This is a genomic window from Dyella solisilvae, from assembly GCF_003351225.1.
In the GTDB taxonomy this organism is placed as follows: Bacteria; Pseudomonadota; Gammaproteobacteria; order Xanthomonadales; family Rhodanobacteraceae; genus Dyella; species Dyella solisilvae.
Genome location: NZ_QQSY01000002.1, coordinates 16709 through 31990 on the forward strand (window position 1 = coordinate 16709; position 15282 = coordinate 31990).

General features: G+C 67.5%; 13 protein-coding genes. 6 read left to right on the forward strand and 7 right to left on the reverse strand.

Annotated features, from left to right (window positions below; genetic code table 11):
- Window positions 1-19: 19 nt before the first annotated feature.
- From DVT68_RS07410 to DVT68_RS07420, 3 genes are all read right to left on the reverse strand, one after another.
- The gene (locus tag DVT68_RS07410) at window positions 20-991 is read right to left on the reverse strand and encodes a VTT domain-containing protein (RefSeq protein WP_114824462.1); all 972 of its coding nucleotides are present in this window, start codon (window positions 989-991) and stop codon (window positions 20-22) included.
- A gap of 102 nt (window positions 992-1093) precedes the next feature.
- Window positions 1094-2884: a gamma-glutamyltransferase gene (gene ggt, locus DVT68_RS07415; RefSeq protein ID WP_114824463.1), complete on the reverse strand. Its 1791-nt coding sequence runs from the start codon at window positions 2882-2884 to the stop codon at window positions 1094-1096.
- Between the two features lie 133 nt (window positions 2885-3017).
- Window positions 3018-4232, reverse strand: coding sequence for an MFS transporter (locus tag DVT68_RS07420; protein ID WP_114824464.1), 1215 nt, complete (start codon window positions 4230-4232; stop codon window positions 3018-3020).
- Between the two features lie 135 nt (window positions 4233-4367).
- On the opposite strand from DVT68_RS07420, the gene DVT68_RS07425 reads away from it, so the two are divergent.
- Window positions 4368-5369 (forward strand): polyprenyl synthetase family protein, encoded by a 1002-nt coding sequence (locus tag DVT68_RS07425; RefSeq protein ID WP_114824465.1) that lies wholly within the window; start codon window positions 4368-4370, stop codon window positions 5367-5369.
- Between the two features lie 56 nt (window positions 5370-5425).
- Here the strand turns inward: DVT68_RS07425 and DVT68_RS07430 are convergent, their stop codons facing one another.
- The 3 genes from DVT68_RS07430 to ubiH are packed head-to-tail and all read right to left on the reverse strand — an operon-like array spanning window position 5426 to window position 8705.
- A complete protein-coding gene (locus DVT68_RS07430; protein WP_114824466.1) occupies window positions 5426-6214 on the reverse strand; it encodes a dienelactone hydrolase family protein in 789 nt (262 codons plus the stop codon).
- A gap of 35 nt (window positions 6215-6249) precedes the next feature.
- Entirely contained in the window at window positions 6250-7473 is a 1224-nt protein-coding gene (locus DVT68_RS07435) for a UbiH/UbiF/VisC/COQ6 family ubiquinone biosynthesis hydroxylase (RefSeq protein WP_114824467.1), read from the reverse strand.
- Window positions 7470-8705 (reverse strand): 2-octaprenyl-6-methoxyphenyl hydroxylase, encoded by a 1236-nt coding sequence (gene ubiH / locus DVT68_RS07440; RefSeq protein ID WP_114824468.1) that lies wholly within the window; start codon window positions 8703-8705, stop codon window positions 7470-7472. Before ubiH ends, DVT68_RS07435 begins: the two co-directional genes overlap by 4 nt.
- A gap of 92 nt (window positions 8706-8797) precedes the next feature.
- Between ubiH and DVT68_RS07445 the strand changes: the two genes are divergently transcribed.
- Genes DVT68_RS07445 through DVT68_RS07455 form a run of 3 tightly spaced genes read left to right on the forward strand, consistent with a single transcriptional unit; the run spans window position 8798 to window position 10898 of the window.
- On the forward strand, window positions 8798-9403 hold the full coding sequence (locus DVT68_RS07445; protein WP_114824469.1) for a hypothetical protein: 606 nt from the start codon (window positions 8798-8800) through the stop codon (window positions 9401-9403).
- Window positions 9404-9408: 5 nt separating this feature from the next.
- A complete protein-coding gene (locus DVT68_RS07450) occupies window positions 9409-9972 on the forward strand; it encodes a cob(I)yrinic acid a,c-diamide adenosyltransferase (RefSeq protein ID WP_114824470.1) in 564 nt (187 codons plus the stop codon).
- Window positions 9973-9983: 11 nt separating this feature from the next.
- Complete coding sequence (locus DVT68_RS07455; RefSeq protein WP_199536033.1) at window positions 9984-10898, forward strand: histone deacetylase family protein; 915 nt, start codon at window positions 9984-9986, stop codon at window positions 10896-10898.
- Between the two features lie 8 nt (window positions 10899-10906).
- Here DVT68_RS07455 and msrB read toward each other — a convergent pair whose 3' ends face one another.
- Window positions 10907-11305: a peptide-methionine (R)-S-oxide reductase MsrB gene (msrB, locus tag DVT68_RS07460; RefSeq protein WP_114824472.1), complete on the reverse strand. Its 399-nt coding sequence runs from the start codon at window positions 11303-11305 to the stop codon at window positions 10907-10909.
- A gap of 92 nt (window positions 11306-11397) precedes the next feature.
- Between msrB and DVT68_RS07465 the strand changes: the two genes are divergently transcribed.
- Both DVT68_RS07465 and DVT68_RS07470 read left to right on the forward strand, forming a co-directional pair.
- Window positions 11398-13896 carry an LPS-assembly protein LptD gene (locus DVT68_RS07465; RefSeq protein WP_114824473.1) on the forward strand — a complete coding sequence of 833 codons (2499 nt, stop codon included), beginning with the start codon at window positions 11398-11400 and terminating at the stop codon, window positions 13894-13896.
- A gap of 39 nt (window positions 13897-13935) precedes the next feature.
- Window positions 13936-15282 (forward strand): peptidylprolyl isomerase, encoded by a 1347-nt coding sequence (locus tag DVT68_RS07470; protein ID WP_114824474.1) that lies wholly within the window; start codon window positions 13936-13938, stop codon window positions 15280-15282.

The following is a 15282-nucleotide window of genomic DNA, read 5'->3' on the forward strand; positions in this document are numbered from 1 at the left end:
GAAATGGGGCTGGTGGGATCTACGCGGTGGTGGAGATTGCGATGTCTTCGGCCAAAGGCAGCCGGTCCAACGGAAAGCCCGCGGCGTCCCACGCGTCGAGCCCGCCCAGCAGCGGACGCACGCGCTTGTAGCCCAGCGCCATGAGCGCCTTGGCCACCAATGCGGCCGACGCTTCGTTCGGGCAACTGCAATAGATCACCAGTTCGGCGTCCACCGGCACGGTCTCGGCAATCCTGCTGACACTCTTCGTGTCAGCCAGCAAGGCGCCGGGGATCACACGGGAATCAACCAGCCGAACCGCGTCCGAACGCACGTCCACCACCACCGGGGCGCTGCCGGCGTTGATCGCGCTGTTGAGTTCTTCCACCGATATGCGGGCCATGCGCAGGGTGCGCAGCAACCGGTGGCGCTGCCACCACTTGGCGATGATGTAGAGGGCCAGGAGACAGCCAAGCAACATGAGGGCGACGCCACCGGCATTGGCCAGTGCGTCCAGGACGTAGTCGATCTGGCCGGCGAAGACATAACCCAGGCTCACCGCGACGCCCACCCACAACAGCGAACCGAGGCCATCGAACAGCGCGAACGACGCCGGTCGCAAGCCCATCGCGCCCACCAGGGGCGGCGCCACGGTGGACAGGCCGGGCACGAACTTGGCCAGCAGCAGCATGCCGCCACGCCAGCGCTGGAAGCGAAGCTCCGACTGCTTCACGCAGGAATCGGGTGACAGCGAGATGCGGCACAGCGTGCGCATCACCCCGCCACCGAAGCGGCGGCCGGCGGCATACCACGCGAAGTCAGCCAACAGGCAGGCAACCAGCGCCACCGCCACCACCCCGGCCAGCGGCAGCCGGCCGGTCGCCGCCAGGGCGCCAGCCACCAGCATGGTGGGCACCGCCGGCACCGGCGCGCCGGCCTGCTCCGCCAGCACGTTGAGGAAGACCAGCAGGATGCCGTATTGCGCGATCAACTCGATGATGTGGTGGGACATCGAAACCTCGACCGGCAAAGCCAGGAACCTCCACGATCATTGGGGCGCCCAGGCGTGAACACAATCGACCATCGGGGCGAGCCGCGCCCCTCGACGGGTCGCTCAGTAACCAACCACCTCGCCGTCCTTGCGCATCTCCGTGGCGCCCCAGTACACATGCTGGCGAGGGTCGAACAGGATGGCCTCGTAGCCGCCGAAATTGCCGGTGCCGGGCACGATCTTGTAACCGCGCCGGGCAAGCTCCGCCTTCACCGCGGGGTCGAAGCCCGACTCCATCTCCACCGTACCGATGCCCTGGGAGCGCTCGCCGGTCGGCTCGGCGTTGCCATAGTGGCGCCAGCGCGCGGCGTCGCCGGCATCCTGCACGTTCATGCCGAAATCGATGATGTTCGCCAGCACCTGGACGTGCGCCTGCGGCTGCATGTCGCCACCCATCACGCCGAAGGCCAGGAATGGCTGGCCGTCCTTGATCACGAAGCCGGGGATGATGGTGTGGAACGGCCGCTTGCCTGGCGCATAGACGTTGGCCGCGGACGGCTCCAGCGAGTACAGCTCGCCACGGTCCTGGAACATGAAACCGAGCCCGTCCGCCACCAGCCCCGAACCCATGCCGCGATAGTTGGACTGGATGATGGAGACCATCATGCCGTCCTTGTCGGCCGTGGTGAAATACGTCGTGTCGCCATCAAACAGGCGCGGATCACCGGGGCCGATGTCCGGGTTGGCGTGATCGAGGCGGATCTCCGCGCGACGCTGCGCGGCGTAACCATCGGAAATCAACCCGTGCATGGGCACATGGACGAAACGCGGATCGGCGTAGTACGTCGCCAGGTCTTCATAGGCGAGCCGCTTGGCCTCCAGCATCGCGGTGATGGCATCGGCGCTGCCCACGCCCATCTTGCGCAGGTCGAATCCCTTGAGGATCTGCAGCATCTCCAGCGCCGCGAAGCCCTGCCCGTTCGGCGGCAGCTCGTAGACGTCGTAACCGCGGTAGTTGACTGACTGCGGCGTCACCCACTCGCCATGGTAGTCGGCGAAATCCTGGTAGCGCAGGTCACCGCCGATGCGCTTGAAGTAGGCATCGATGGTGTGCGCAATCGCCCCTTTGTAAAACGCGTCGCGACCGCCCTCGGCGAGCTGGCTCAGCGTGCGGGCAAGGTCGGGATTGCGGAACACCTCGCCTTCCGCTGGCGTATGGCCATCGATCAGATAGGTGTGCCGCGCGTTCTCCAGTTCCTCGATCAGGCCCTTTTCGCGCTCGAAGGTAGCGAAGTTGGTCTTCCAGTACGCCGCCACCAGTTGGGTGACCGGGAAGCCGTCCTTCGCGTAAGCGATCGCAGGGGCCAGATCCTCGCTCATCGGCAGCTTGCCGAAACGCTCGTGCAGGGCGAACCACGCGTCGACCGTGCCCGGCACGGTGACCGGCAACGAACCCACCGGCGGAATGTGCTCCTTGGCCGGCAGGCCGGCCTTGGCGTACGCGGCCTTCACCTTGGCGGTCATCTGCGCCAGGTCGCGCCCCCTGGCCGAAGTACCGGAGCCGTTGTAGCCATAGAGCTTGCGCGTTTTCGGGTCCCACACGATGACGAAGCAGTCACCGCCGATGCCATTGAGCACCGGCTCCATCAGTCCCAGCGCCGCATTGGCGGCAATCGCCGCATCCACCGCGCTGCCGCCCTTGCGCAGGATCTCCACCGCCACCTGCGACGCCAGTGGTTGTTCGGTCGCCGCCATGCCGTGCTGCGCGAGTACGGGAGAGCGTGAAGCCCAGGGGTTACCGGAGTAGCGATCACCCCGGCTGATGTCGGCGCTCGAGACAGCTCCCGCGGCCAGGCTGGCCAGTGCGGCGATGCACGCCACGGAAGAGCAGCGGAGGAAACGGCTGGCGGCCATGCATACGCCTCGGTGGATTCAGAATGCGCGGCATCCCCTTTCAAGGCGAGCTCCATGCCCCGGCTCGCGCCGCGCTTGTCCTGTGATACACCGCCACCGCGCCCGCTGCCAAGCGGACGCCTTCACGCCGCCGTCAGGGCGCCGCTTCGGCCACCGGTCCGGAGGCGGCCACGCCGCCCTGGATACGCCGGGCGCCCAGCAGCACCAGCGGCAGCCACAGCAGGGTGAGCGCAGCGGCGCTGAAGAACACGCCATCCGTGCCCACTCGCCCCAGCGCCACGCCACCGACTGCTCCGCCCACGAAGGCGCCGAGGAACTGGCTGGTGGAATAGGCGCCCATGGCGGCCCCGCGCAGTTGTGCGGGCGCCAGCCGAGAGACCAGGCTGGGCAGCGCCGCCTCCAGCAGGTTGAAGGCCGAGAAGAACACCGCCGCCGCCACGCCCAGCGCCATCAGGTGATCGCCGGAAAGCGCAAAGCCCAGCAGGCCCAGACCGATCGCCACCACGCAGACCGCCACAATGCGCAGGCTCTGCGCCACCTCACGCATGCGGTGCAGGCAGCCGCCCATCACCAGGGCGGCAATCACCATCACCGGCAGGTACAGCTGCCAATGGCGATCCACCGGCAGGTGCAGGCGGTCGGCCAGCAGCAGCGGCAATCCGACGAAGCTGGCCGTGAGCAGCATGTGCAGGAAGAACACCGAACCATTCAGCACCAGCATGCGCCCGTCGCCCAGCATGGACAGTACGCTGCCGAATGCGGCCGAGGCCGGCGCCTTCTGCCGCTCCGGGGTGGGCACGATAAGCCACAGCAGCACCAGCGCCGCCAGCGCCAGCAGCGAGGTGGCGCCGAACAGGCCGGACAGGCCGCCGATGGCTTCCAGCGGCGGCCCCAGGATGAGGGCCAGCAGGAACGCCACGCCGATCGACACGCCGATGATGCCCATCACCTTGCCGCGGTTTTCTTCGCGCGTGAGGTCGGCGGCCAGCGCCGTGCCCGCCCCCGCCACCGCGCCCATGCCCTGCAGCGCGCGACCGGCCACGATCCCCAGCAGGCTATGTGAACAAGCCGCGACGAGCCCACCGGCGGCGAACACCAGCAGGCCGAAAGTGATCGCCGGCTTGCGCCCGATGCGGTCCGACAGCAGGCCCAGCGGGATCTGCAGCAGCACCTGGCCGAGGCCATAGACGCCGAGGGCCAGTCCGATCAGCCAGGGAGTCGCGTCGGGCATCCGCTGCGCATAGAGCGAAAACACCGGCATGATCAGGAACAACCCGAACAATCGCAGGCTGATCACGCAGGCGAGCGTCAGGGCGCTGCGCCGCTCGAGTGGAGAGAGTTTGCTCACCGGAAGGACTTATGAAGGCGGACCAGACCCGGATTATACGTTTCACCCCACAATTCCGACCGTGGTGGCGTGTCGCGGCGGGTTCTTGCGCCTGCAACTCTCTATAATGCGCAAATACGACGCCGCGACTGCCTCATGACCACGACTCACGCCGACACCCGCCGTACCGCCGACTTTGCCGCCGTCAAGCAGCTCGCCGCCGGAGACATGCAACGGGTCGACACGCTGATCCGCTCCCGGTTGTCCTCGGACGTCGTGCTGATCAACCAGATCGCCGACCACATCATCGCCGGCGGCGGCAAGCGCCTGCGCCCGATGCTGCACGTGCTGGCGGCCAATGCGGCCGGCTACCGCGGCGAGGACCACATTAAGCTGGCCGCGGTGATCGAGTTCATCCACACCTCCACCCTGCTCCACGACGACGTGGTGGACGAGTCGGACCTGCGCCGCGGCCGCAAGACCGCCAATGCGCTGTGGGGCAACGCCGCCAGCGTGCTGGTCGGCGACTTTCTGTATTCGCGCTCATTCCAGATGATGGTCGAGGTGGACGACATGCGCATCATGCGCATCCTCGCCGACACCACCAACACCATCGCCGAAGGCGAGGTGCTGCAGTTGCTGAACATCGGCAACGCCGACGTGGACGAGGCCGCCTACCTGGCGGTGATCGAGCGCAAGACCGCCGTGCTGTTCGCCGCCGCCACCGAACTGGGCGGCCTGCTGGGCGGCCTGCCGACCGAGCAGATCGCTGCGCTGCGCCGCTACGGCATGGAGCTGGGCTACGCCTTCCAGATCGCCGACGACCTGCTGGACTACGTCAGCGACGCCGGCACGCTGGGCAAGAACATCGGCGACGACCTGGCCGAGGGCAAGCCGACCCTGCCGCTGATCTACGCCCTGCAAAAGGCCGACGGCGACCAGCGCCAGTCACTGCGCCACGCCATCGAGCACGGCGGCCTGGATTCGCTGGACCGCATCATCGCCGCCATCCGCGATTCCGGCGCGCTCGAGCGCACGCATGCACGCGCGGTGCTCCACGCCGACGCCGCCCGCGACGCATTGCGCGCGCTGCCGGATTCGCCATGGCGCGAAGCGATGGCGACGCTGGCGGACTACTCGGTGCAGCGCAGCTTCTGACCCTGCCGCTATCCGGGTCGCGCACTGGATGCGCGACCCGGCGCCTTGCGCATGACTTACGGCGTGCCCGTGAACGCCCCGTGCAACCAGTCGCGCATCAGGCGGTAGCTGCGCGCCGCGGAGCGTTCGTCGTACATGCAGCCTTCCTTGTGCTGGTCGGTCTCGGTGAAGCAATGCACCGTGTTGCCGAACACCACGAACTGCCAGTCAGCCTTGCCACCACGCATCTCGTCCATGAACGCGTCGGCATCGGGCATGGTCCCCTTGTCGTCGGCGCCGTTCATCACCAGCACGCGCGCCTTGATCTGCTTGGCCAGTGACGGGTCGTCGGTCTTCAGCCCGCCGTGGAAGGAGACCACCGCGGCGATGTCGGCGCCACTGCGGGCCAGGTCCAGCACCGCCGAGCCGCCGAAGCAGAAGCCGATCGCCGCCAGCTTTCCGAGGTCGATAGGCGCGTCCTTGGCCTGGGCCTTGAGCTGGTCCAGCGCCAGGTTGACGCGCTTGCGCATCAGCGCGCGATCGGAATACAGCGGCTTGACCGCAGCCTGCGCCTGCTCGTCGCTGGTCGGTCGCACCTTCGCGCCGTACATGTCGGTGACCAGGATGACGTAGTCCTTGCCGGCGATGCCGTCGGCCTTCTTCAGCGCCTGATCGTTCACGCCGTACCAGTTCGGCACCATCACCAGACCCGGCCGCTTGGTGGCGACCGCATCGTCGTACACGAGCACGCTGTGGAAGGTGACGCCGTCCTGGCTCCACTCCACCGGCTTGTGCACCATCTTCGCCTGCGCAGCGAAGGCCATACCGGACAGCAACAACGCACAGCAAAGTCGGGCAATACGCATGACGTGCACTCCTTGAGCGGTAGGGACAGGACGGTTCAAAGCCCGGCGGCGTGCTCCGCGAGCCGGCGCTTCAAGGGCGAAAGCTTGTCGACCAGGCGCACGCCGAGGCCGCGTGCAGCCACCAGCAGGGGCGAACGCCAGCCGTAGACGCGCGCGAGTGCATCGAAGCCGAGCGCATCGAGCGTGTCGGCGCTGCGCCGGCGACGTGCATAGCGGCGCAGCACGTGGGCTGCGGCGATGTCTTGCCCGTCATCGCGCGCGTCCACCAACGTGTCGCGAAGTTCGGCGACGTCGCGCAACCCCAGGTTCACGCCCTGCCCGGCCAACGGATGCACCGTGTGCGCCGCGTCGCCAAGCAACACGAAGCGCTCGGCCTGGTAGCTCTCGGCCAGTTGCAGCTTGAGCGGGAACGCCGCGCGCGGCGTGCTGCCGGTGATGCGGCCCAGACGGAAGTCGCTCGCCACGCCCAGCTCTTCGAGGAAGCTCGCGTCGTCGAGGCCGAGCACGCGCTGGGCCTCCGCCTCCGGCAGCGACCACACGATCGAACTGCGGCCATCCGCCAGCGGCAACAGCGCCAGCGGCCCGGTGTCGAGGAAACGCTGCCACGCCGTACCTTCGTGCGGGCGCTCGGTGCTTACGTGAGCCACTACGCCACGCTGGGCATAGTCGCGGCCTTTGGTCGGGATGCCAGCCAGCGCACGCAAGGGCGAGCCGGCGCCATCGGCGGCCACCAGCAACCGAGCGGAAAGCACGTCTGTCTCGGCGCCATCCAGCGTGAGCTGCACGCGGTCTTCCAACACGTCGTAAGCACTGACCTTGGCCGGGCAGACGCGCCGTACACCGGCGTGCTCCAGCGCCTGCCACAGGCGCCACTGCACCAGATTGTTCTCGACAATGTAGCCGAGCAGGTCGCGCCCCTCGGCAGCCGCATCGAAGTGGATCGCGGCGCCGCTGGCGGCATCCCAGACATGCATGTGCGTGTAGGGACCTGCCCGCGATTCGCGGATGGACGTCCACACGTCCAACTCATCGAGCAGAGCAATGGAGGACGGCGCCAGTCCGACCACGCGCAGATCCACTTCGTCGTCGGCCGACCAGGGCGCCGGCGCCCGCGCCTCGACCAGTGCGGTGGCGAAGCCGGCCCTCGCCAGCGCCAAGGCCGTGGCGGCCCCGACCATGCCACCGCCCACCACCGCCACATCAAGGGCAGGGCCACGTCGGCGCGCGCTTTCGCCGCGCATCATCGGTGTCGAATTCATGGCAGTCGCTCCAGCACGGCGCGCGGCGGCTCGCCGCGAAATCCCATCCCGCGCCTGGCGAGCAGCCCTTGAAGAGGAGGAACGCGATCCAACGCCAGCATGGCCAGCGAGCGCACTGGGCCGAGCAAGGGTTGTGGCAGGCAGGCCAGCTGGATCAGGCCATGACTCATCGCCATGGTGCCTTCACGGTCGCTGGCGCGTCGCTCCGCGTAGCGCGCCAGCAGCGCCTCGGCGCCGGGATCGGCGGCATCGGCCAGCAACTCGGCCAGGGTGAGCGCGTCACGCAATCCAAGGTTGAAGCCCTGCGCGCCGATCGGATGGATGGTCTGCGCCGCGTTGCCCACCAGCACTGCGCGCGGCGCCACCAGCACGCTGGCCGCCACGCGCTGTATCGGATACGCATGGCGCTTGCCGGGACGGGTCAGGCGACCGAGCCGCCAGCCAAACCGCTGCTGGGCGAACGCGACGAAGGCGTCGTCATCCAGCGCGGCCACGGCGTCGGCGTCCTCGCCCGGCACGGTGAGCACCAGTCCGCAACGCCGCCCCGCCAGCGGCAGCAGCGCTACCGGGCCATCGTCGGCGAAACGTTCGTAGGCGCGGCCGGCGTGATCGCGCTCGGGCGTCACGGTGCAGACGAACAGGGTCTGTCCATAGTCGTGGCGTTCGGCGCCGATGCCCAGCCGCTCGCGGACAAAGGAGGCCGTGCCATCGGCGCCGACCAGCAGCGGCGTGTCGATGGTGAGTTCGCCTTCGCCAGTATTAATGATGGCCCGCCAGCCATCGTCCCGCGGCTCGAGCGCGGCAAGCTTCGCCGGCGCCAGGCGTCGCAGCCGCGTGCACTCGTCGAGGCGGCGCAACAGGGCCGCGCCCAGTTCTCGCGCCGGCAGGGTCCACCCCAGTGCATCCACGCCGTGGCGCTCGGCGTCGAGCCGAACGCTGCCGAACTCCCCGGCGCGCGTGACGTGGATGTGACGAATCGGCGTGGCCTGCGCGGCCGCGTGTTTCCACACGCCGATCGCACTGAGGCCGTTCACGGTGGCGCGCGCCAGCGCGAGGTTGCGTTCGTCGTAGCTCGGCTGCTCGCCCACGCGGGGCGCGGCCGCCTCGACCATCACGGCATCGATGCCGGCCGCGTCGAGCGCGATAGCCAGGCTGGCGCCGACCAGGCCGCCGCCGATGATGAGGACCGGTGATCGGCCGGGGGCGCCGACGGAAGTGGGTGGGGTAGTCATGGGGTTGCATGATACGCGCTGGCTCAGGTCAGACCCCACCCAGTTGCGATAGACTTCCGCTCTGCCCTTGGCGCAACACTCTGGAGCAACTCATGGCTACGACGCGAAACCAGCGACTTGGCATCTTCCTGGCCCTCGCTCTGGTGATGGCCGCCACCCGCGTGCACCTTTCCCTGTTCCATCACGACGTGTGGGACGCCTCGTGGGGCATCTTCTTCCTGGCCGGCTTCTGGTTGCGCGGTTCGGCGCGCTGGGCCTTCCCGTTGCTGATCGCCGAGGCGGTGCTGATCGACTACCTGGTGATCAGCAGCCAGGGCATCAACTTCTGGGAGCACTACTGCGTGTCGGCGGCCTACTGGTTCCTGGTGCCGTCGTACTTCAGCCTTTGGCTGGGCGGCAGCTGGCTGGCGCGCAAGCCGCTGGGCTTCAACGTAAGCAGCCTTGCCCGCGCCGCCGGCGCGCTGCTGGCGAGCTGGGCCGCCTGCTACGTGATCTCCAACGGCAGCTTCTACTGGCTGAGCAACAGCGTGCCGCAGCCGCGCAGCGTCGGCGCATGGGTCGGCAACCTGGGTGACTGGTACCTGTTCTTCCTGCAGACCACGGCGCTGTATGTCGTGCTTGGCCTGGTGCTCCATGCGCTCGCCTCGCAGCTGGCCCGTTCGCTCGGCCACGCCGGGCACACCCACTCGGCGCGCTGAACACCATGGGTAATCGCCTCTCGAAGATCTACACGCGCACCGGCGACGACGGCAGCACCGGACTGGGTGACGGTTCGCGCGTCGCCAAGGATTCGCTGCGCGTCGGCGCCTACGGCACCGTCGACGAACTCAACAGCACCATCGGCATGGTGCTGGCCTCCGACGGCGTGAGCGACGAGGTGCGCGAGGCGCTGACCCAGGTGCAGCACGACCTGTTCGACCTGGGTGGCGAGCTGTGCATCCCGGGCATGGCCATGGTCCATGATCAGGACATCGAGTGGCTGGAACAGGTGCTCGATGGCTTCAACGATCCGCTGCCGCCGCTGAAGGACTTCATCCTGCCCGGCGGTGGTATGGCCGCCTCGTGCTGCCACCTGGCCCGCACGGTGTGCCGACGCGCCGAGCGCGAAGTCATCGCGCTGGGTCGCGTGGAGGACGTGCGCCCGCAGGCGCAGCGTTACCTCAACCGTCTGTCCGACCTGTTGTTCGTGGTTTGCCGCGTGCTGGCCCGCGCCAGCGGCCATGGCGAAGTGCTGTGGCAGCACGAGCGCCGCCGCAAGTCGAGCTGAGTCACCCGATGCTGCGGCTTTACACCCACGCCAGCTGCCTGCAGCACGACCCCGGCCCGGACCAACCCGAATCGCCGGCGCGCCTGCGCGCCGTGCTGCAGGCGCTCGATCACGACCGCTTCGCCGCGCTTGATCGCATCGAAGCGCCGCGCGCCACGCGCGAGCAGCTGTTGCGCGTGCACACGCCCGAGCACGTCGACCGCATTCTGGCTGCCACGCCGGAGAACGGCACGGTGCGGCTGGACGAAGACACCCTGATGTCGCCCGGCTCGGCCGAGGCTGCCTTGCACGCGGCCGGAGCGGCGGTCGCCGCCGTCGACGCCGTGCTGGCCGCCGGCGGCCAGGCCTTCTGTGCGGTACGTCCGCCCGGGCACCACGCCACACCCGATCGCGCGATGGGTTTCTGCCTGTTCAACAACGTGGCCGTGGCGGCCGCTCATGCCATCGCCGTACATGGACTCAAGCGCGTGGCCATCGCCGACTTCGACGTGCACCACGGCAACGGCACCCAGGACATCTTCGACAAAGAGTCTCGTGTGCTGTTCATATCCAGCCACCAGATGCCGCTGTATCCGGACAGCGGCCGCGAAGACGAACGTGGCGTGGGCAACATCGTCAACGCCCCGCTATCGCCGGGCGACGGCTCCTACGAATTTCGCGAGCTGTGGGAAGGCGCCCTGCTGCCGCGCATCCATGCCTTCCGACCGCAGCTGCTGCTGGTGTCCGCTGGCTTCGACGCCCACCGCAACGACCCACTAGCGGACTTGCGCCTCGGCAGCGAGGACTACGCCTGGATCACCGGACGCCTGCGCGACGTCGCCGACGCCCACGCCGAGGGTCGCCTGGTTTCGAGCCTGGAAGGCGGCTACAACCTGCTCGCCCTGGCCACGAGCGTGGCGGCGCACGTTACGGCGTTGATGGAATAAGCCCCGCCTTAGCCGGGGATGAAGTCCAGCGCCACCGAGTTGATGCAGTAGCGCAGGCCGGTCGGCTTGGGACCATCGGGAAAGACATGCCCCAAGTGCGAGGCGCACGTCGCGCAACGCACCTCGGTGCGGCGCATGCCATGGCTCTCGTCCTGCTGCAGGCTGATCGCGGCACGCGCCAGCGGCTGGAAGAAGCTTGGCCAGCCGGAGCCTGAGTCGTACTTGGCCTCGGAAGCGAACAGCCGGGCGCGGCAGGCGACGCACACGTAGGTACCTGCGGCCTTGTGGCGATACCACTTGCCACTGAACGGCGGCTCGGTCGCCGAGCAACGGCATACCGCATATTGTTCCGGCGTCAGCGCCGATCGCCACTGCTCGTCGGTCCTGCCGGGTTTCTGCTCGTTCACGCCGAATTCTCCTCGTCGATGGCTCCATCCAACTGCCGTCCATAGGGGCTTTCTGTTAGTTTTACGAGCCTCCCAGCCGACAGACTGCCATCGTGACGCCCAAGCTGACTTCGCGCCACCTGCCCCCGCGCCGCCTGTTGGCGGTCGCTGCCGCGCTAGCCCTGTTCGGCGGGCCGGTGGAAGCTCAGTCTGCCCCCGACCAGTCCGCGCCGGCGGCTCCGACCCAGGCGCAGGAGCCGGCCCCCGCGACCGTGCCGGCCACGCCGGCGCGGCGGACGCCGGAGATGTCCACCTGCCCGCTTGGCACGTTCCGTTGCAACCCTCGGCCGGTCAACTACAACCTGTGCCGTCCCAACGACATGCTGGGGTTCTACGACCCCACGCTGAGCAAGGACAGCTCGGTTCGCGACACTTCCAACACCTACGTCACCGCCGAGCGCGTGGACGGCGCCAACCAGACGGTGTACCACCTGGAAGGCCAGGTGAAGGTTGAGCGTGCCGACCAGCGCCTGCAGGCGGACGTCGCTGATTACAACGACGACACCACCGACTATGACGCACGCGGCAACGTGCGCTACCAGGAGGTAGGGCAGCTGGTGTCCGCCGACCACATGCGCGGCAACCAGGATGCCAGCACCGCCACCGCCGACAATGTCGCCTACCAGATGCTGACCAATCGCGGCAGCGGCGTGGCGGTCCAGGGCCAGATGCTGGACGACCAGCGCAGCCGCTACATCCAGGCGACCTACTCCACCTGCGACATCGACGATCGGACGTGGGAGATCCGTGCGAAAGACATCCGCATGGACAAGGAAACCGGTGAAGGCACCGCGCACGACGCCACCATGTACCTGCACGGCGTGCCGTTCTTCTGGCTGCCGACCTTCACGTTCCCGATCAACGACGAGCGCAAGACCGGCTTCCTCACGCCCTCGATCGGCAACTCCAGCCGCTCGGGCTTCATGCTCAGCGCGCCGTACTACCTCAACCTGGCGCCGAACTACGACGCCACGCTGGACCCGCGCATCTACACCGACCGCGGCTTCATGCTCGCCAGCGAGTTCCGCTATGTGGTGCCGGGCAGTACCGGTCAGGTGAATCTGGAGTTCCTGCCCAATGATCAGGGCTCCAACGACCCGGACAGCCTGATCAATACCAAGAATACCGATCGCTGGCTGCTCAAGTTGAACGACCTGACCCACCTCTACGGGCCGTTCAATTTCTCCACCAGCATCAACCTGGCGTCCGACCGCAACTACATGCGCGACTTCGGCAACGACCTGTTCACCGCCACCATCGGTCAGCTGCCCTCGAATGCTTACGTCGGAGGCGGCGGCATGTGGGGCAAGGCGTTCTGGAATGCCTCGATTGGCGCGGACTACTACCAGAACGTCGACTACTCGTTGCCGGACACCTCGGTGCAGTACAAGCGTTGGCCGCGCGGCACCTTCAACGTGGACTGGCCGATCAACACCTGGCTGGAGGTCGGCGCCAACAACGAAGCGGTCGCTTTCCGCCGGCCCGACTCGGTCGAGGGCAACCGCCTGGACCTGTATCCCTATGTCTCGGCGAACTTCCAGGGCGCGGCGTGGTTCGTGCGCCCGAAGGTCGCCTATCGCTACACCGGCTACGACCTGACCGGCAACTATCAGCAATACGGCTTCTACAGCCTCCTGAATCCGGGCCAGACCTCGCCCTTCACCACCAACTCGCCCAGCCGTTCGCTGCCCGTGGTCGACCTGGACACCGGCCTGATCTTCGACCGCAGCACCTCGCTGTTCGGCACCGCCTACACGCAGACGCTGGAGCCGCGGCTGTACTACCTGTACGTGCCGTACCGGAACCAGGACAACATCCCGCTGTTCGACACCAACCTGATGTCGTTCGACACCTGGCAGCTGTTCACCACCAACACCTATTCGGGCGCCGACCGCCAGATCAACGCGAACAACTTGAGCGCGATGCTGACCAGCCGGCTGCTCGACGACAACGGCGTGGAACGGCTGTCCGCCAGCTTCGGCCAGATTCGCTACTTCACCCAGCAGCGGGTGCAGGTCCCCAACGGCAACACCACGATCCCGACGGCGACCAACTGGTCCGGATCGGACTATGCGATCGACCTGACCACCCAGCTGAACGACGACTGGCGCCTGACGTCGCAATACCAGTGGAATCCCAACACCCGCATGACCGACCTGGGCGCCATCGGCATCCAGCACCGCCTGTCGGACTACGGCATCGTCAACTTCTCCTACCGCTTTCGCCGTACGCCGGGCACGAACCAGCCGCTGCTGGAACAATATGACGCTTCCGCGGTCTACTCGCTCACTGACCGCTGGCGTCTGATCGGACGCTGGACCTATTCGACGCTGACCGATCAGACGATCGAAGCTGACGCCGGTGTCCAGTACGACAGCTGCTGTGTGGCTTTGCGCCTGATCGCACGGCACTACGTCAATACCTACAACGTCACCACCGCCGTGGGCTCGGCCAACACCGCCGTGATGCTGGAAGTCGAGTTCAAGGGCATGGGCAACTTCAGCGGTCAGTCCGAAAACGTCCTGCGCAGTGGTATTCTTGGTTATCAATAACTTCCCTGTCGCCTCCGGCGATTGAAGGCCCCCCGACTGATGAAGCAGCCCTTCGCGTTTTTCCTGCTCGCGATCGCCACCGCGACCGCCCTGCCCACCCATGCCCAGCTGTTGCCGCAGGCGGCTTCCGGCAAGCAGCCGCTCGACCGTATCGTGGCGGTGGTGGACGAGGGCGTGATCCTGCAGAGCGACCTGGATGAGGCTGTACGTTCCGTGCAGCAGCAGTACGCCAGCAACCCCGGCCAGCTGCCCCCGATCGACGTGCTGCGCCGCCAGGTGCTGGACCGCCTGATCCTGATGCGCCTGCAGGTGCAGCGCGCCGAGGACCAGGGCGTCCGCGTGTCCGACGCCGACGTGGACCAGGCCGTGGCCGCCGTGGCCCAGCAGAACCACATGACCCCGGAGCAGCTCCGCGCCGCCGTGGAACAGAGCGGTGGCAGCTTCGCCGCGTTCCGCAAGCAGTTGTCCGAGCAGTTGACCGTGCAGCGCCTGCATGACAGCGTGATCCGCGACCAGGTGACCATCACCGACAGCGAAATCAACAACATGCTGGCCAGCCCGAGCTACAAGGCGGGCGAGGTCCACCTGGCCCACATCCAGATCAGCGTGCCGGCCGGCGGCAGCGCCGCCGACATCAAGGCGGCCCAGGACAAGGCCGCCCAGACCATGGACGCCATCAAGGGCGGCATGGACTTCCACGCCGCGGCGATCCGCTTCTCCGACGCCCAGGACGCCCTGGAGGGCGGTGACCTGGGCTGGCGCCGCATGGACGAAATCCCGCCGGCGTTCGCCGAGGCGGTCTCGAACATGAAGCCCGGTGACATCACCCCGGCCATGCGCGGCCCGACCGGCTTCCACATCCTCAAGCTGGTCGAGCAGCGCGCCCCGAGCCGCCAGGTGGTGCAGGAATTCCACGCCCGCCAGATCCTGATCCGCCCGAGCGAGCTGGTGACCCCGGAGCAGGCCCACCAGAAGGCCGAGGACCTGTACAACCGCATCGTCAGCAAGCATGAGGACTTCGCCAAGCTGGCCAAGGAGTACTCCAAGGACGACACCACCGCCAACAACGGCGGCGACATGGGCTGGTTCATGCAGGGTGACTGGGGTTCGATCATCGGCCAGAAGGTGGCCGATCTGAAGGACGACCAGGTCGCCCCGCCGTTCCAGAGCGAGGCCGGCTGGCACATCCTGGAGCGCCTGGGCAGCCGCCAGAGCGACCGCACCGACGAGATGTCCCGCAACCAGGCCCGTCAGGCGATCGGCAACCGCAAGGCCGAGCAGGCCTACGATGACTACCTGCGCGAGATGCGCTCCAGCGCCTACGTCAACATCCTTGTCCCCGAGCTGCGTGAGCCCAACCAGCAGCAGGGCGCCAAGTCCTCCTGA